This window comes from Clostridium sp. AF23-6LB (assembly GCF_003461085.1).
GTDB lineage: Bacteria > Bacillota > Clostridia > Lachnospirales > Lachnospiraceae > Coprococcus > Coprococcus ammoniilyticus.
The window spans coordinates 149,622-166,513 of record NZ_QTWK01000002.1; the positions used below are offsets into that span (position 1 = coordinate 149,622).

The 16,892-nt window shown below is 41.7% G+C and carries 18 protein-coding genes; 3 read left to right on the top strand and 15 right to left on the bottom strand.

Annotated elements, in window-relative coordinates:
• Window positions 1-24 precede the first annotated feature (24 nt).
• The 13 genes from DWY07_RS05140 to ileS all read right to left on the bottom strand — a co-directional run bounded on the left by DWY07_RS05140 (window position 25) and on the right by ileS (window position 13,029).
• Entirely contained in the window at window positions 25-747 is a 723-nt protein-coding gene (locus DWY07_RS05140) for an ATP-binding cassette domain-containing protein (RefSeq protein WP_021944196.1), read from the bottom strand.
• 16 nt (window positions 748-763) lie between these two features.
• The gene (locus DWY07_RS05145; protein ID WP_117784518.1) at window positions 764-2,011 is read right to left on the bottom strand and encodes a hypothetical protein; all 1,248 of its coding nucleotides are present in this window, start codon (window positions 2,009-2,011) and stop codon (window positions 764-766) included.
• Between the two features lie 98 nt (window positions 2,012-2,109).
• A complete protein-coding gene (locus DWY07_RS05150) occupies window positions 2,110-2,502 on the bottom strand; it encodes a hypothetical protein (RefSeq protein ID WP_117822403.1) in 393 nt (130 codons plus the stop codon).
• Window positions 2,503-2,795: 293 nt separating this feature from the next.
• Window positions 2,796-3,350, bottom strand: a complete 555-nt coding sequence (locus DWY07_RS05155; RefSeq protein WP_117822404.1) for a hypothetical protein — start codon at window positions 3,348-3,350, stop codon at window positions 2,796-2,798.
• A 4-nt stretch (window positions 3,351-3,354) separates the two neighbouring features.
• Window positions 3,355-3,819, bottom strand: coding sequence for a hypothetical protein (locus DWY07_RS05160; RefSeq protein WP_117822405.1), 465 nt, complete (start codon window positions 3,817-3,819; stop codon window positions 3,355-3,357).
• A gap of 21 nt (window positions 3,820-3,840) precedes the next feature.
• Window positions 3,841-4,317 (bottom strand): hypothetical protein, encoded by a 477-nt coding sequence (locus tag DWY07_RS05165; protein ID WP_117822406.1) that lies wholly within the window; start codon window positions 4,315-4,317, stop codon window positions 3,841-3,843.
• Window positions 4,292-4,639 (bottom strand): PadR family transcriptional regulator, encoded by a 348-nt coding sequence (locus tag DWY07_RS05170; RefSeq protein ID WP_021944192.1) that lies wholly within the window; start codon window positions 4,637-4,639, stop codon window positions 4,292-4,294. The genes DWY07_RS05165 and DWY07_RS05170 overlap by 26 nt, the downstream gene beginning before the upstream one ends.
• A 211-nt stretch (window positions 4,640-4,850) precedes the next feature.
• A complete protein-coding gene (locus tag DWY07_RS05175; RefSeq protein ID WP_117808017.1) occupies window positions 4,851-5,528 on the bottom strand; it encodes a GntR family transcriptional regulator in 678 nt (225 codons plus the stop codon).
• A gap of 59 nt (window positions 5,529-5,587) precedes the next feature.
• Window positions 5,588-6,451, bottom strand: a complete 864-nt coding sequence (gene ispE / locus DWY07_RS05180; protein WP_021944190.1) for a 4-(cytidine 5'-diphospho)-2-C-methyl-D-erythritol kinase — start codon at window positions 6,449-6,451, stop codon at window positions 5,588-5,590.
• Window positions 6,452-6,456: 5 nt separating this feature from the next.
• Entirely contained in the window at window positions 6,457-7,020 is a 564-nt protein-coding gene (locus tag DWY07_RS05185) for a flavin reductase family protein (RefSeq protein ID WP_117808016.1), read from the bottom strand.
• Window positions 7,021-7,077: 57 nt separating this feature from the next.
• Window positions 7,078-7,368, bottom strand: coding sequence for a GIY-YIG nuclease family protein (locus tag DWY07_RS05190; protein WP_117784524.1), 291 nt, complete (start codon window positions 7,366-7,368; stop codon window positions 7,078-7,080).
• 577 nt (window positions 7,369-7,945) lie between these two features.
• Complete coding sequence (locus DWY07_RS05200) at window positions 7,946-9,664, bottom strand: sodium:alanine symporter family protein (protein ID WP_117822407.1); 1,719 nt, start codon at window positions 9,662-9,664, stop codon at window positions 7,946-7,948.
• A gap of 194 nt (window positions 9,665-9,858) precedes the next feature.
• The gene (ileS, locus tag DWY07_RS05205) at window positions 9,859-13,029 is read right to left on the bottom strand and encodes an isoleucine--tRNA ligase (protein ID WP_117822408.1); all 3,171 of its coding nucleotides are present in this window, start codon (window positions 13,027-13,029) and stop codon (window positions 9,859-9,861) included.
• 429 nt (window positions 13,030-13,458) lie between these two features.
• Between ileS and DWY07_RS05210 the strand changes: the two genes are divergently transcribed.
• From DWY07_RS05210 to DWY07_RS05220, 3 genes are read left to right on the top strand one after another with little or no spacing between them, the layout of a single operon-like run.
• Window positions 13,459-13,779 (top strand): PadR family transcriptional regulator, encoded by a 321-nt coding sequence (locus DWY07_RS05210; RefSeq protein ID WP_021944187.1) that lies wholly within the window; start codon window positions 13,459-13,461, stop codon window positions 13,777-13,779.
• Window positions 13,772-14,365, top strand: a complete 594-nt coding sequence (locus tag DWY07_RS05215) for a DUF1700 domain-containing protein (protein ID WP_117822409.1) — start codon at window positions 13,772-13,774, stop codon at window positions 14,363-14,365. The genes DWY07_RS05210 and DWY07_RS05215 overlap by 8 nt, the downstream gene beginning before the upstream one ends.
• Before the next feature lie 2 nt (window positions 14,366-14,367).
• A complete protein-coding gene (locus DWY07_RS05220; protein WP_117822410.1) occupies window positions 14,368-15,336 on the top strand; it encodes a DUF4097 domain-containing protein in 969 nt (322 codons plus the stop codon).
• A gap of 265 nt (window positions 15,337-15,601) precedes the next feature.
• Here the strand turns inward: DWY07_RS05220 and DWY07_RS05225 are convergent, their stop codons facing one another.
• On the bottom strand, window positions 15,602-16,042 hold the full coding sequence (locus DWY07_RS05225) for a DUF6796 family protein (RefSeq protein ID WP_117822411.1): 441 nt from the start codon (window positions 16,040-16,042) through the stop codon (window positions 15,602-15,604).
• Window positions 16,043-16,092: 50 nt separating this feature from the next.
• Window positions 16,093-16,821, bottom strand: a complete 729-nt coding sequence (locus tag DWY07_RS05230) for a hypothetical protein (protein ID WP_117822412.1) — start codon at window positions 16,819-16,821, stop codon at window positions 16,093-16,095.
• Window positions 16,822-16,892: the final 71 nt, after the last annotated feature.

Consider the following 16,892-nt stretch of genomic DNA (forward strand, 5'->3'; position numbering starts at 1 on the left):
CGGAAATGACCAACCTGCAAAAAGCTACTCTCCAAATATACTTAAATATACATCTTCCAGATCCGGATTCTCTTTATCCGTGATTCTTCCGGTCAGGATCTCTGGTGCTGCCATCTCGATCAACACACCTTTTTTCAGCAGCATGATCTGACTTGCTATATCCTCAATATCCTGAACAACATGAGTAGCAATCAAAATAATCTTCCCTGCAGAATTATCATGAATCAGATTCCGTACATGGATCCTCTCCTTCGGATCCAGTCCTGCTGTTGGCTCATCAAAAATAATGATCTTTGAATCCCCAAGAAATGCCTGCGCGATCAGCAGTCTCTGCTTCATACCGCCGGAATATGTTCCGACCTTTCGATCCAGTACATCAAGAAGATTTACCTTTGATGCGTATTTCTCGATCTCATCATTCAGTACTTTTTTCTCTACTCCTTTCAACAATCCCATATATGCAAGGAACATCCGTCCGGTATAAAACGGATAGATCGCCTGCTGCTGTGGCATATAACCGATCAGCCGCTGATATTCCCGTTTCAGGGTATGAATATCTGTTCCATCCAGATAAATTTCTCCTGCTGTCGGTTTGATATTTCTTGTAATCAACTTCATCAAGGTACTTTTTCCTGCACCATTGGGCCCCAACAATCCATAAATTTCCTCTGAGAATGTCATGGAAAAATCATCAAGCGCCGTTGTATTCTTATATTCTTTCGAGATATGCTCCAGTTTTAATTCCATATCCTCATCCCCTTTATCACTCTTCCGGCCATTTCACCCAGTCAAATGCTTCCACAGTATTCTGATCTGCATTCTCCAGTTTTGTAAAATATGTATCCCGGAATTCTGTCCATCCTGTCACCGTCTGTTCACTCTGATCCGATGTGATTACATCTCCTGGCTTCATACCAGTATAATCATGTCCATCTATATATATCTTGTCACTTGATTCATCCAAGCCATAAATATCGGATATATAAGTTCCTTCTTCTGTAAAACAGGTATTTGCCAGATAAACAGTTCCTGTATCACATTGATAAAAAAACTTATTGTAATCTGTATTAATTGCATACAAGTATCGGTCCATACAATAAATATCTCCATCTACAATCCGAAAAATTTCTTTCTGATTCTGCAAGTCTGCATCACACGAATATATCACAGTCCATTCTACACCATTATCCAATTCCTTCGTTTCTATATAAATGCCACTTGCAGTACTGATTATATTAAAGGATTTCCCATATTCTGTATTTAAATTATCTGCAACAATTTCATCTTTATGGGTTTCTATATTATATGTAAGCAGTATAGTGTGCCTGTTTCTCTGGCTATCTTTATAACCATATGTCAGATAAATTTTTTCTTTGTTTTTATTATTTAATATATGAAGTGTTGAATTGTCATGTTCTGCATCTCCTTCATAACTTAACAATACTCGTAACCGCCTCCATCTCAGATCATATGAATACAACGTGCAATCAAGCTGATATTGATTCAATTTAAATCCATCATGATATTTCCATGTAGTAAAATATAATATTCCATCTATCATTTCCATATCAAAAACAGCGCCTTCATCTGCCGAATACAGAATACTCACTTTACTTCCATCCTTTTCTACTTCACGAATCTGTACAGCCCCTTTATATACAGCATCATCCTCATCATTAATTGTTACCTCAGAATCAAATTCACTTATATATAGTTTATCTTCATAATAAAGCATACTAGATCCCAGTCCAAATATATACGCATTACAGTTTTCTGTATTATGCTTGCAATTAGCTTTATTGCAAACCACTACCGATTTTCCCGTCTTTGAATCCAAAAAATAAAGAACATTTCTTTTTATATAATACATACCATCATCCGCAAAAGCTCTTAATGAAGAATATTCCACTTCATCTGGATATTTTTTTATTTTTCGTATGACAACATATCCTAATCCCATAATCAAACCAACGCATAAAATAATACAAATAATGCGCATCGTTTTATTCATCTAATAACCCCGCTTTCATCCTAAAAATCATAGGAAAATGCTCTGTTATAGCAAATTTCCTATGATGTCATCATTGTTAAATTATTCAGCAATATAAATTAATACTCTACTCGTCCTTTACCGTATGCTGCTGTATAATTTCTTCCATTCTTACTTACTGAGAATGTATTTCCCTGTACTAAATCATCAATACTATCGTCAACACTTGATGCCGTTGAACTTTCCCTAATCCACAATGTAACTTTGTCACATGGATTTGACGCTGTAAATGTATTTTTTATTGCCGACTTTGTCCTTGTTATACGCATATACCCCAATTCAGCGGAACTTCCCGATTTTCGAATATAATATGTATAAGTTGCACCTCCCCCATAATAATTTGTCTCTACAGCAGCAGCATGCACCGGAACCATTGCCGTTCCAAATACCATTACTGCCACCATAGCTGCAATCATTAATTTATTTTTCATTATCTTTACCATTTTGCTCATTTAAAAATCTCCTTTGTATGTTTTCCTATACCTTCAAACATGCATATTTACATTTCTACTTATGCAATGCTACCCTCCTTTGTTTTGTATTTACATACATATGAAAAAGCGGTATATTTATCTCATGTACTTTTTCATAAGTATATATAGCTGTGAGGCTCTGGTTCTCTTCGCAAAATTGTGCCAGAGTCTCCCTTTTTGTAAAGCACATGAGCTATCGTCAGCCAGTGCCCTTACATCTATATCCATTGACCATCTTTATATAATGATCAAGGTATATCGATTCCATTTTTCTATTTACTTATTGGATTTGTAATCTTTCTTACAGAAAGATTATGTGTACTATTTATTGTCTTAATTGTTGCTTTCACATTACAATACGGATTTGACGGTGGATTACTGCTTGTATACACAAAAGTTCTAGTATTTTTCCCTGTCTTACCGGAATGTGTTGCAGCATTATTATGCCAAGTTGATATTCCTTCTGCCTGCGTACTTAATACACTTGATTTCAATGTCACACTTGATGATATAGACATTACTACCTGATATTGTGGTTGTTTCTTAGAATTTTTGCCTAAATAATAATATGCAAAGCTGCATGTAATCTTATCGTTCGCTATTGATTGAGGCATTATTTTAATTTCTTCTTGGTTATCCGATTCATAAACTACTGTTCCATCATATTTTATATGTACAACTTCCTGTCCTATCAGCTCCATTGTATTTTCTGTTTCTTTTTCCACTACTATAGATTCCGTTGTTTTCGCATGGACGAACATTGGAAGTTCCAATATTAACATACATGCTAATGCCATACTTATTATCTTTCGCACTACTTTCTTCATTTTCTTACATCTCCTTTTTTCTTTTTTGTTTTATAAAATGCCAGATAACATTTCCTATACATACAATAACACACATTGACTCGAATACTATTTTTATTATTGCTGTCTTTATGTTAAGGTCATATTCCGTATATACTAGCATTCCAGGTCCCGGACTAACATATATATAATTGTATCCCCTATACAGTATCCTACATTCCGTAAACAACAGATATCCCACCACGATTCCGATCAATATCCAGATCACAGCAAGCGCCCATTCTTTCGTTCGCTTTCTCATTCCGAGATCTTCATATTCCTGAATAATGTCTGAGGCTTCTCCTAGTTCTGCGATTGCTTCCTCTATGGTTTCTCCTTCTGCCAGTTTATCATCTAATGATCGTCCCAGATCCTTTACCATCTGTATCCGTTCCTTTAATGGTGCATGCAGATGCATGAATATCTTCATAAGATATTTCTTCTTTTTCATTTCTTTTGTTCCCCTTTTTATTTATAGCTCATTATCTTTTTTCTTTGCTTTTCTTCGTCTTTTATAATGATAGATCACATTTCCCATGCAAATACAAAAACCTATGCTTTCCACAATCACTTTGCCCCACGTTCCCCCTGCCTTTGGTCTAAAATCAATCCACTCATATCCTGTCGGTGCTATATACTGATTGATCTCATGATATCCGGTATATAATGTATATCCGTCAATCACCAACAGAACACCAAGACAGATTCCAACCAGGATCCAGAGCATCATCCATACATACTCCTTTGTCTGCTGCCGCATACCGATATCGTTATACTCTTCTGTCAGTGCGGAAGCTTCACCAAGCTCCTCAAACACTTCATCGATCGTCATGCCCGAGTCCAATTTATCATCTATAGATCGTCTTATCTCTTTTACAAACTGCATCCGCTGTCCAAATGGTGCATGCAGTAAAATAAATATTTTAATCAGATATATGTTTTTTCTCAAAGCCTCGTACCATTCCTTCTATCTGCGCCCAGCAACTCCACTGTTCTTCCAATAGAAGCTTCCCTTCTTCTGTAATCTTATAGAATTTCTTTGGTTTTCCATTCTCGGATGCCATCACCCATTCACTAACGATCGCACCATCTTCTTCTAATCTGTGCAGGATCGGATACAGTGTTCCTTCTTTGATATCCATTCCGGCAACACATCGTGCATTAAAACGATTGACAATGTTATAACCATAATCCTTTTCATCTGCTATGATCTGCAGGATAAGCATGGGAAGTATGCCTTTTTTAAACTGATTTATACTTTGATTTGCCATAATTTCTCTTCCTATTATTTTATACCTAGTAATACCAAGTATATGGCATACATATGTATTTGTCAATTTATTTTACACGCTTGATGTATTCAGAACACCTCTACTATAACAGATTGTTCCTGAAAAAACTGCAAAATGAACCGAGTGGTCAAAAACAGGGAGTGAACGGTAAATTTCTTACTGTCCACTCCCTGTTTTTGACCACTCAGTCTTATATAGTATCCTGTTTCTGTTTGATATTCTGAATCACGATCTGTTCCTGATCGTAAATATGCTGATGCATAACTGCTTTTGCTTTCTCTACATCTCCATGCAATATCGCCTCCGTGATCTCGTCATGCTCACGAAGCAGCTTGCCATGATATCCGGTATCCCGCACATATTCCACACGGTATCGGTACACCTGCTCTCCGAAGTTCTTGGTAAGACTCACAAGTCTTGGATTGTTGCTTAATTCACAGATTGTCTCATGAAAGGCAACATCTGTATCTACGATATCCGGCACACGACCGGAACGGACTGCCTCACGGAAATTCTCACAGGCTTCTCTTAATCTGAGTCTGCCGTCTTCATCAATCCGCTTGCAGGCAAGTTCGACTGCCAGTTCTTCCAGACTCAGACGGATCTCCAATGCATCCCGGAGATCCTTCTCCGTGATACGGGCAACCTCTGCACCTTTCCTTGGAACCATCACGACTAAGCCCTCTAATTCCAGCATCCGGATTGCTTCACGCACCGGAGTCCGGCTGACACCCAGACGTTTTGCGAGTGCCACTTCTAATAACCGTTCGCCCGGTTCAAATTCTCCATGTACGATGGCATCCCGCAACGCTTCAAATACAACCTCCCGAAGCGGAAGATACTCATCCATATTTAACTTCAACTCCATAAGTTACCCCATTTCTCTCTATTTCTTCTGCAGAACAACTCCCTCTGTCCTGCCTGATCTTACACATTATATGGCTGTGTGACAAATACCTGCTTTGCCAGCTTCCGGCTGCGGATCGCATCTGCCGCTTTCTCCGCTTTTTCCTTCTCTGTAAATATACCAAATACAGTCGGACCGCTTCCACTCATAAGTGAATTCATTGCACCACATTCTTTCATGCAAGCTTTGATCTCTGCAATAACCGGATACCGTACCTCAGTTACTGTCTCTAGCACATTCTCCATACGTTCCGTGATGCCCTGTAAACTCTGTTCTTCCAGTGCCATCACCATGCCGTCTATATCCGGATGTTTTTCTAATTCATTTGCATGCAGGTTCTCATATACCATCTTCGTCGATACCGCGATCGGCGGTTTTGCAAGTAGGATATAGCAGTCCGGCATCGGTGCAAGTGCCGTCAGCTTCTCGCCGATTCCTTCTGATAATGCAGTTCCTTTCATGATACAGTATGGAACATCCGCACCAAGCTTCACTCCATATTCCATCAGCTTATGTTTCGGAATCTGAAGATCAAAGATCTTATTCATTCCGATCAGCGCTGCTGCCGCATCAGCACTTCCGCCAGCCATTCCGGCTGCAACCGGAAGCTCTTTCTGAAGAAATACTCGGATTCCACGCGTGATCTGATATTCCTGTTTCAACATCCGACATGCTTTATATACCAGATTATCTTCATTTACCGGAAGCTCGTCCGCATTTGTGCTGAGAACGATCACATCCTCATCCACTGTCTCAAATGTCAATGTGTCATGTAACTTTACTGTCTGCATGATCATCTTTACTTCATGATAACCGTCCGGTCTTCTTCTGAGCACGTCCAGCCCCAGATTTACTTTACCATATGCCTGTAATTCTATCTTCATGTTTCTTATTTCTTCCTCACTGAATATCCGAATTTTCCCAGTTTCTTTCCAAGTTTAAAATATTCTCCATGGGAATAAGCCACCAGTCCAAGCTGGTTAAGCTCAAATTTGCCATTTTCATTCATGTATACTTCATCCACCTGTACGCCGGTCACCTCTGCCAGGAACATATGATGACTTCCAAGTGGGATCACTTCTTTTACCTTACATTCGATATTGACCGGGCTCTCCGCGATACCCGGTGTGGCAACTGTAAGTCCCGGACAGGTATGAAGTCCTGTTGCTTTGAATTTGTCTATATCCCGTCCACTCTTTACGCCACAATAATCGGTCGCAAATGTCAGCTTCTCAGTCACCAGATTGATCACAAATTCTCCACTGGCTTTTATAATATCATAAGAATAGCGTTCCGGTCTAACAGATATTGAAACCATCGCCGGAGAACTGCAAATCGTTCCTGCCCATGCGATCGTGATGATATTCGGTTGTCCACCTTCCCGCTTACATGTTACCATAACTGCCGGTACCGGGTACAACATATTTCCCGGCTTCCATAATTGTCTTCCCATCTATAACCTCCTGGTGTTCGACTTTTATTTTCTCAATTCTTATATTTTATACTATTTTCATGGCTTCTGTATACTATCTGATTGAAAATTTCTGATTAATTCTTCTTTCCGGCTCCGGCTCATCTGCTTGATGTGCCACTCTCTGCTCATCGCTTCCTCCGGCGTCTCTGATTCCTCATAATAAACAAGGACAACAGGACGCCGGCTTCTGGTATACTTGGCGCCCCCTCGTCCTTCATTATGTGCTTTCATCCGCTTTTCCAGATTATTCGTCCATCCGGTGTAATACGTTCCGTCCTTACACCGGACTATGTAAGTATAGTTGTGTTTTTCTTCTGTCGTACTCATTGTGTTCTTACCCACATGTTTTCTTTTTTATCCAAAGCCGATATCGACTTTCTATGTATCCGGGTATGCCGCCGGAGTTTCTCCGGCAGCTTTCCCCTGAACTCATTTTTGAATCCATTATAATAAAGCAGACAGATCCCTGTACTTCATCAGTAAGTCTCGCATCTTCATGCGCTCTCATATCCGGCTGTGCTTCACATTCCGGCATCTTTCTCTCATTATTCCGTCTGCGCGTTTACTATAATTATACTCATAAACTGTCATTTTGCTACTAAAAAATGAAAGATACATCATTATTATGACGCAAAACCTGTCTGTAGGTTTTTGAATCAAAATGGAAAATACATTACATATTATTTCGCAAGTCGTTTGCACTCTATTTCAACGCAACGGTGCTAAGCTCCTCGCCTGTGGCGACTCACTAAGAACCGGCGGTGAAAAAGGCTTGCTACATAATAGTAATGCTATTTCCCATTTTTGCTTTATATATCAATACATAAACAGGTTTTGCTTCATCTTAATAATGTATCTTTTATCTTTCATTTTTGTTCCAAAAACTTACCGGCAGGTCGACTATTTACGCACGCTTCTTTGCTGCTTTTTCTTCTGCGAGTACTTTCTGGAATTCCTGCATATCGGTTGCAATCTCTTTGCTTAACAGAAGCAGGCAGATCAGGTTTGGAATCGCCATCAGTGCATTTGCGATATCCGAGAAGTTCCATGCCAGATCCAGCGAAGTCGTCGCACCGATGTATACTACAAGGGAGAATATGATACGATAGATCATGTTGTATTTGTGGGAATGGAACAGGTATTCAAAGGCTTTCTCTCCATGATACTCCCAACCAAGAATTGTCGAGAATGCAAATAATGCAATACCTATCGTTACCAGCCATGCTCCCGCCTTACCCAGAACTGTCTCAAATGCTTTGATCGTCAGCGCCGATCCTGTATAGGCTTCTTCATAATAATATGTACCATCTTCATCAAAAATATAAGCATTGCAGCCAGAGGTCCATGCACCTGTGATCGCGCCATTCTCATAAACTGCTTCCAGACTATCCGGCTGATGCTGAAGTTTTGCAAATGCTTCACTATCGGAAGCGTCTGCATATGGTGTCAGAACGATATCCTCTGCTCCACCGGACAAAGTCAATGTTCCATCTTGGTATGTAACGGTATATTCTATCGTCACCATCTTACCCTTTTCTTCATGTGTCAGAGCCAGTGTATCTTCGGCTTCAGAAGTGATCACATATGAACCTTCCGTCGTTGTCGATGTTTTACCGATCACACCGGAGCTTGCGATTACCAGACCGGTGATCGTACATACAACAATCGTATCCCAGAAGGTTCCTGTCATGTTGATATATCCCTGACGAACCGGGTTATCTGTTGTAGCTGCTGCTGCGGTGATCGCTGCTGATCCCATACCTGCTTCATTTGAGAAACAACCACGGGCAACACCGAACCGCATTGCATTTGTCATAGATGCAACTACGGTACCAAGCACACCGCCGGATACGGATTTCATGGAAAATGCCATTGTGAAGATCTCACGCAGGCCTTCCGGCACATTCGATATATTTCCGATAATTACTATAAGTCCTGCAAGCACATAGAATATTGCCATAAACGGAACAACGATCGCGGAGATCTTTGATATGGATTTGATACCACCGATAATGATCATTAAGGCAAGGATCGTAAGAATCACACCGATGATGATCGGATTGATGTGAAAGGTCTCATTCATGGAAGATGCGATCGAGTTCGCCTGTGTCATATTTCCGATACCAAAGGATGCAACAACCGCAAAGAATGCAAACAGCCAACCGAGCACACTTCCGAATCTTTTGTGTTTCAATGCTTTCTTCATCGTATACATCGGTCCACCTGAGATCTCTCCTTTGGCATTTACCTCACGGTATTTGATTGCCAGCATACATTCTGAGAATTTCGATGTGATTCCGAACAACGCCGAGATCCACATCCAGACCAGAGCACCCGGACCACCGGATACCATTGCTGTCGCCACACCTACGATATTTCCGGTTCCGATCGTTGCGGCAAGTGCTGTCGTCAGTGCCGAGAATGGGGATACATCACCGGTTCCTCTGTTCTTTGTTCTTGCTTCTTTACTAAGTGTGCTCTTGATCGCATATCCGAGATTCCTCCACGGCAGGAATCGCGTCCGTATCGTCAGAAAGATACCGGTTCCTACGAGAAGCACCAGCATCACCGGTCCCCACACAAATGAATCAACTGCGCTTACAATCTGATTGAGTTTTTCCATACCCATCGCCTCCATATTCATTCCTATTTCTTGTTGTGTAATTGACAACTTCATTAACGAGAAAAAGGTGCAGGGAAGTTGCTATCTCCAGTACTTCCTTGCACCTTTTAATATGCTATCTATAATACAGACGCTTTCCGAAAAAAGCAAGTATAAATTTGCTTTTTTCGGCATCGGTCATCGCCCTGTATTACTTATGCGTTTTTCTTTACACCAAGTGTTACCTTCTCGCCGTTGATGTTCCATTCCTTGGAATAGCCATCTACACTTCCGGTTACCAGTGCATCTGCCATAACGTCAGACTTGATGCTGTCAGCATTTGCATTCATAAGTCCGGTTGCCTTGTCGCTTCCCTCTGCATAGACTGTGATCTTGTCCATTACTTCGAAGCCGGCTTCCTTTCTCATGGTCTGGATCTTGGATACGATCTCTCTGACAAATCCCTCCTCTAAGAGTTCTTCTGTCAGATTTGTGTCGATAACAACTGTTACCGCACCGTCTGCCTCTGTAACGTAGCCTTCGGTCTGTGCGATATCAATCAGCAGATCTTCCTCTGCCAGAGATACCTCTGTGCCGTTTACGTCAAATGTCAGAGCACCCTTTTCCTTCAGCTCTGCCATAGCTGCATTTCCGTCAACAGATGACAGATATGCCTTGATTCCGCCTAACTGCTTGCCGTACTTTGGTCCTACGGTACGAAGCTGTGGCTTGAATGTGTAAGAACTGAAGCTTGCGATATCTTCTGTAAATACTACGTTCTTGATGTTCAGCTCGTCTTTGACGATCGCTGTCTCATCCTCTGTCAGCTCTTTTGCTGCCTTTACATACATGGTTCCGATCGGCTGTCTATTCTTGATATTTGCAGTATTTCTGGCTGCACGTCCAAGAACAACAATCTTTAAGATCTCATCCATAGCTGCCTCAAGGTCTGTGTCGATCATCTTCTCCTCTACCTTCGGGAACTCGCACAGATGAACAGATAATGGAGCATCCTTATCAATGCTTCTTACCAGATTCTGGTAAATATCCTCTGCCATAAACGGAATCAGCGGAGCTGCTGTCATGGAGATCGTAACAAGGGCTGTATACAGTGTCATGTAGGCATTTACCTTATCCTGCTCCATACCCTTTGCCCAGTATCTCTCACGTCCACGACGAACATACCAGTTGGAAAGGTCATCTACGAACTCCTCTAATACTCTGGTTGTCTCAGGGATCTTGTATGCTGCAAGGTTCTCATCAACAGCCTTTACGGTTGAGTTCAGCTTTGATAATAACCATTTATCCATCAGTGACAGCTTCTCGTAATCCAGCTCATGCTCAAGTGGATTGAAGTTGTCGATATTTGCATATAATACATAGAATGCGTAAGTGTTCCATAAGGTTCCGAGGAACTTTCTCTGGCACTCGATAACCGCATCTTCATGGAAACGGTTTGGAAGCCATGGAGCAGAGTTGCTGTAGAAATACCACCGGATCGCATCTGCACCGTATTTGTTCAGTGCATCCATTGGATCTACTGCATTTCCCTTGGACTTACTCATCTTCTGTCCATCCTTATCCTGTACATGTCCGAGGACAATTACATTCTTGAACGGAGCCTTGTCAAATAACAGGGTTGAGATCGCCATCAGAGAATAGAACCATCCTCTTGTCTGGTCAACTGCCTCGCTGATGAAGTCAGCAGGGAAATGCTTCTCGAAGATGTCTGCATTCTCAAACGGATAATGCCACTGTGCAAATGGCATGGAACCTGAATCGAACCAGCAGTCGATAACTTCAGATACTCTGTGCATCTGCTTACCGCACTCCGGACATTTGATCGTTACAGCGTCGATGAACGGACGGTGCAGCTCGATCTCATCCGGGCAGTTGTCGCTCATGCTCTTTAATTCTTCGATCGAACCGATCGCATGACGGCATCCGCATTCACATTCCCAGATATTTAACGGAGTTCCCCAATAACGGTTACGGGAAAGTCCCCAATCCTGTACATTCTTTAACCAGTCACCGAAACGTCCCTTACCAATGCTCTCAGGGATCCAGTTTACGGTGTCGTTATTCTTAACCAGCTTATCTCTGACTGCTGTCATCTTGATAAACCAGGTATCTCTTGCGTAGTAGATCAGCGGAGTATCACATCTCCAGCAGTGTGGATATTCATGCTCGAACTTTGGTGCGTCGAACAGAAGTCCTTCTTTGTCAAGGTCAACCAATACCTTTGGATCTGCATCCTTTACGAAGATTCCCGCATAAGGGGTTTCCTCTGTCAGATCACCCTTGCCATCTACGAACTGTACAAATGGAAGATCGTACTTTCTTCCTACATTTGCATCGTCCTCACCAAATGCAGGTGCGATATGAACGATACCTGTACCATCTGTCATAGTTACATAAGAATCACATGTGATGTAGTGACCCTTCTTATGCTGCTTCTCGCATACAGGCTTTACGCACTCATATAATGGTTCGTACTCTTTGTATTCCAGATCTTTTCCTTTGTATGTCTCCAGAACTTCATATGCAGGTACAGCAGGTGCATCTTCTGTAGCCTCCTTTGCAAGAGAGCCGAGCACCTTGTCTGCCAGTGCTTCTGCCAGATAATAGGTATATCCGTCTGCTGCCTTTACTTTGACATAAGTCTCATCCGGATTTACACAGAGGGCTACGTTTGATGGAAGTGTCCAAGGTGTAGTTGTCCATGCAAGGAAATATGCATCTTCGCCGATAACCTTGAATCTTACAACTGCGGAACGTTCCTTTACAGTCTTATAACCCTGTGCTACTTCGTGGCTTGATAGTGGAGTTCCGCAACGTGGACAATATGGCACGATCTTGAAGCCTTTGTATAAAAGTCCCTGATCCCAGATCTTCTTCAGTGCCCACCACTCGGACTCGATGAAATCATTGTGGTATGTTACATATGGATCATCCATATCTGCCCAAAATCCTACCTTGCCGGAGAATTCTTCCCACATACCTTTGTATTTCCATACGGATTCTTTACATTTCTGAATAAATGGCTCCAGACCGTATTCCTCGATCTGCTCTTTGCCATCGATTCCTAAAAGTTTCTCAACTTCCAACTCTACAGGAAGGCCGTGTGTATCCCATCCTGCCTTTCTTACTACGTTATGACCCTTCATTGTCTGATATCTTGGAATCATATCCTTGATAACTCGTGTAAGCACATGGCCGATATGTGGCTTACCGTTTGCTGTTGGAGGTCCATCATAAAATGTGTAAGTCGGAAGATCCTTTGTTTCTTCCACACTCTTCTCAAATACCTGATTTTCTTTCCAGAAATCCAGAACCTTCTGTTCTCTGTCTACGAAATTCAATTTGGTCGATACTTTTTCGTACATGTTGTTCTTCCTTTCTTTTTATTCAATGTATGCAAAATATTATTAGACAAACTTTTCTATAAAGTAAAAAAAGCCTCCGCCGCAAAAAGGACGAAGGCTCAAAGTTCTCGTTATACCACCTATTACTTGCATACTAACATATGTGCTTCCCGTAACGAGGGAATAACGTCAGAGCCTACTGGCTGTCGTTTTCGGTCTGAAGCTTAAGAGTGATCTTCCATCATCTTCTACTCGCACCGGTCTTGCACCATCTCCGGCTCGCTCTGCCTTTCAAACATGATCTACTGTCTCTGTCATCGCTTTTCTTCTTATTTTTATCAACCTTGAGTATAGCAACCATGAGCGTTCTTGTCAAATTATTTTTTATAAAATACCTCTTGACATATTATACTATACGTCATATAGTATAGTGCATAAGGAGGTATACATATGGATATTCAATTAAAACGCGGTATGCTGGATGTCTGTGTACTGGCTGCGATCAAGGATGAAGATTCTTATGGATATCAGATCATCAAGGACATGAAACCCTTTGTAACGATATCAGAATCTACATTGTATCCGATCCTGCGAAGACTGGAAACCGGCGCATTCCTCACCGTTCGCTCCGTAGAACACAACGGACGACTTCGGAAATACTATCATATTACCGATGCAGGCAAAGCACGAATCGAGGAATTTAAAGAAGAATGGAAAGAACTTGAATCTATATATCGTTTTATTATCAGAGAGGAGAATGACAATGACTAAACAGGAATATTTGTCAGCGATCCGGGGAAAGATCCGGAAAATGCCGGCAGACGATATTGATAAATTTATGGATTATTATAGTGAAATGATCGATGACCGTATGGAAGATGGTCTGTCGGAGGAAGATGCGGTTGCCGATATGGATGCCCCGGACGATGTCGTTGATCAGATTCTGGCAGATATGCCACTGACGAAACTTGTAAAAGAAAAGATCAAACCATCCCACCGGTTAAAAGCATGGGAGATCATTTTGCTGATTCTTGGTTCTCCTATATGGGCTCCACTGTTACTGACCGCGATCGTTCTGATCATCACCATGGCGGTTGTCATACTGGCACTTCTTCTGTCCTTCTATGCGATCGTACTCTCGATGGCAGTTGCAGGTATCGGCGGACTGCTGGGCGTCATTCCGTTTTTCATTACACAGAATGTTCCGGCTGCCCTTTTCATGCTTGGAGCTGCATTTGCCGGAATCGGACTTGCGATCCTGTTCGTCGTAGCCGTGAAGCCTGTTACGATCGGCATTTTCAAGCTGTACAAGGCATCCATCAATGGAATTAAGAGAATGTTTGTAAAGGAGAGATAATTATGAGTAAATCCAAAAAAGCAGTTATTGTTGCTTCTATATTTATAGTGGTCGGCGTCATTATCGCATTCTTAAGTTTTGCAATTAACGGATTCCATTTTCCAAATGGTTCTGTCGACCTGCTCGGTATGAAAGCCTTGCCGGACTATGTGAAGAAAACAGTTCAGATCAAAGATGATTTCAACGCCGTTGACATCGCAGGCGAAGCATCTACCGACGTCATAATCAAAAACTCCGACAACGGAACGAATTACATCGAATATTATGATACAGATGGTCTGACCAACCATGCAGAGGTTGTTGACGGCGTGCTCACCTTCCGCTGCGAAGACAAACGTACCCACCATCCGACAATCTCACTCGGATTTGGTCAGGATACTACTACCGTTGTTTATCTGGCAGATAAAGAATACGAATCTATCCAGGTAACCACAGCAAGTGGAGATATCGACTATCTGTATTCTCACAAGACTGATAGCAAGCCAGTGTTTAACTCTTCATATACCAGTCTTAAGACAAACAGCGGTGACATCCATATCGCAGATATCGAAGCTAATACCCTCACAGTCAAAACTACATCGGGTGATATCTCTATCAGCAATGGTTCATTTACAACTAAGCTAGAGCTTCATGCCTCAAGCGGTGATATCCAGTTGAACCGCATAACAACAGATCAGGCAGAATTCTATACCACAAGCGGCTATGTATCAGCCAGTGACATTACTGCTAATACCAGTCTTTCCAGTAATACGACGAGTGGCGATATTGATATGTCCATCACGGCCGCTGATACGATCAGCATTTCTGCTACGAGCGGCGACATTGATCTGGCTCTTGCTTCTGACCGAAACTACAGTTTCTTAGCAGATACACAAAATGGCGATGTTGATATTCCACATGGCGCAAATTATTCCGAATATGAATGTGGCGTCAGCACAACCAGCGGCGATATTAGCATCAGACAGAAGTAATATTAGTGAATATTATTTTAAAAAAAAGTCTATAAAAACGAAAAAGGGATTGCCCTGTTAAAACAGATCTACCGCTGTCTCTGTAGATGACATTACGAGGATTTCGTTGAGAGATGCACATTGTCAGTAAATACGAGTGCTTGTTTGAGCCGAAGGCGAGTTAGCACCGGAGTATTTACGAATAAGACATGTGCATCGAACAGAAACCGCAGTTAGTCATTTCAGAGACAGCAGTAAATCTGATTAACAGGGCAATCCCTTTTTATTATTTCTCCGCAGTTTTGCTTCCCAGAATCCATATCAGGATGAAGAAGAAAATCATGCTTTCGCTCATCAAGCCGTTTGTGAAACCAAGGCGGAATGCTGTATCCGGAAGTATTGATTTTATAACATAGAGAATGCAGTAGAATACAAGTACATTTCCTGCTGCCATCCATCTTGGCAATGTGGTTTTGCCACACACGACCACATAAAACCAGTATAAGAATACCGGAAGCATAACGACTTCGCTTACTATGATAACCCATGACAGGTGATCAAATAAGGCTTCGCATGCCGGAAGTGCAGCATCGGCATATCCATATCCGGTCATCCATGTATACAGATACAGGATCATAATATAGAACAAGTGCAGACACATCCATGGTGTCAGACCAAATGCATTCAGATAATGATAAATTTTCTCTCCTTTAACGTAAAATGGCATCGGTTAGTGTTTGCTAACCAATGTCATTCTAGCATATTATCTTATCCTCGTCAAAATGCCGTGAACATACTCAACACGGACACCAGACATATGATAATCCCCAGCCATTTGAGAAACAGTTCTGTTTTCCGGTTCACTTTGTTTGATCCCGGATCATATACCTTGCGCTGCTCTCTGGAATAGTACAACGGATATTCGCTGCCAACCGGATGCTTCTTCCGGCTTAATTCCTGCGCCAATTGGTAGTTATGCACACTGCTATCATAAGGATCGGTATACTGGATCGTAAGGATCGCCTTTCCCGGTGTCAGCGTCTTAGCACCCGGCACTTCTCCGACTACCTTCCCCGGAATCATCATATCCATGTAATCATTTTCTTTTACCTGTTTCTTCTTCATGCCACTTCCTGTAAAAAGGAGAATGATGCCAGATGCAAATGCAACCAGCCGCTGCACAAGCATCCACCCGGTCGTTCCTGTCATATCCGGTATGACATTTCTCTCCATCAGCTCCTGCGCCATGAAAAATGCTCCAAACAAAACAAACCCGGCTCCAAGTCCCATTATGATATAGATATATTTTTCCATCTCATCCATAGCTGACAGCTTCGGATGGTTTTCCTTTAACAACTGATCCACCGTTGATCCCGAAGCAATATTATCCAACAGCCGCTTTAATTTCCTGCGTCGTTTTTTCAACCGGATAAATGTGTATATCCCCATGATCAACATGCCAATTCCCACTAGAATAATGAACATGATTTTTAACATTTGCATCATTTGCAGCTCTCCCCTTGTCGTCCTGTCTGGCAGGACATTTTCTTTATTATAATAAATATGGGCTTTTTTCT

Coding starts and splice junctions, on each gene's coding strand:
- DWY07_RS05140 (WP_021944196.1), bottom strand. CDS start 747: ATGGAATTAAAACTGGAGCATATCTCGAAAGAATATAAGAATACAACG.
- DWY07_RS05145 (WP_117784518.1), bottom strand. CDS start 2,011: ATGAATAAAACGATGCGCATTATTTGTATTATTTTATGCGTTGGTTTG.
- DWY07_RS05150 (WP_117822403.1), bottom strand. CDS start 2,502: ATGAGCAAAATGGTAAAGATAATGAAAAATAAATTAATGATTGCAGCT.
- DWY07_RS05155 (WP_117822404.1), bottom strand. CDS start 3,350: ATGAAGAAAGTAGTGCGAAAGATAATAAGTATGGCATTAGCATGTATG.
- DWY07_RS05160 (WP_117822405.1), bottom strand. CDS start 3,819: ATGAAAAAGAAGAAATATCTTATGAAGATATTCATGCATCTGCATGCA.
- DWY07_RS05170 (WP_021944192.1), bottom strand. CDS start 4,639: ATGGCAAATCAAAGTATAAATCAGTTTAAAAAAGGCATACTTCCCATG.
- DWY07_RS05175 (WP_117808017.1), bottom strand. CDS start 5,528: ATGGAGTTGAAGTTAAATATGGATGAGTATCTTCCGCTTCGGGAGGTT.
- ispE (WP_021944190.1), bottom strand. CDS start 6,451: ATGAAGATAGAATTACAGGCATATGGTAAAGTAAATCTGGGGCTGGAC.
- DWY07_RS05185 (WP_117808016.1), bottom strand. CDS start 7,020: ATGGGAAGACAATTATGGAAGCCGGGAAATATGTTGTACCCGGTACCG.
- DWY07_RS05190 (WP_117784524.1), bottom strand. CDS start 7,368: ATGAGTACGACAGAAGAAAAACACAACTATACTTACATAGTCCGGTGT.
- DWY07_RS05200 (WP_117822407.1), bottom strand. CDS start 9,664: ATGGAAAAACTCAATCAGATTGTAAGCGCAGTTGATTCATTTGTGTGG.
- ileS (WP_117822408.1), bottom strand. CDS start 13,029: ATGTACGAAAAAGTATCGACCAAATTGAATTTCGTAGACAGAGAACAG.
- DWY07_RS05210 (WP_021944187.1), top strand. CDS start 13,459: ATGGATATTCAATTAAAACGCGGTATGCTGGATGTCTGTGTACTGGCT.
- DWY07_RS05215 (WP_117822409.1), top strand. CDS start 13,772: ATGACTAAACAGGAATATTTGTCAGCGATCCGGGGAAAGATCCGGAAA.
- DWY07_RS05220 (WP_117822410.1), top strand. CDS start 14,368: ATGAGTAAATCCAAAAAAGCAGTTATTGTTGCTTCTATATTTATAGTG.
- DWY07_RS05225 (WP_117822411.1), bottom strand. CDS start 16,042: ATGCCATTTTACGTTAAAGGAGAGAAAATTTATCATTATCTGAATGCA.
- DWY07_RS05230 (WP_117822412.1), bottom strand. CDS start 16,821: ATGATGCAAATGTTAAAAATCATGTTCATTATTCTAGTGGGAATTGGC.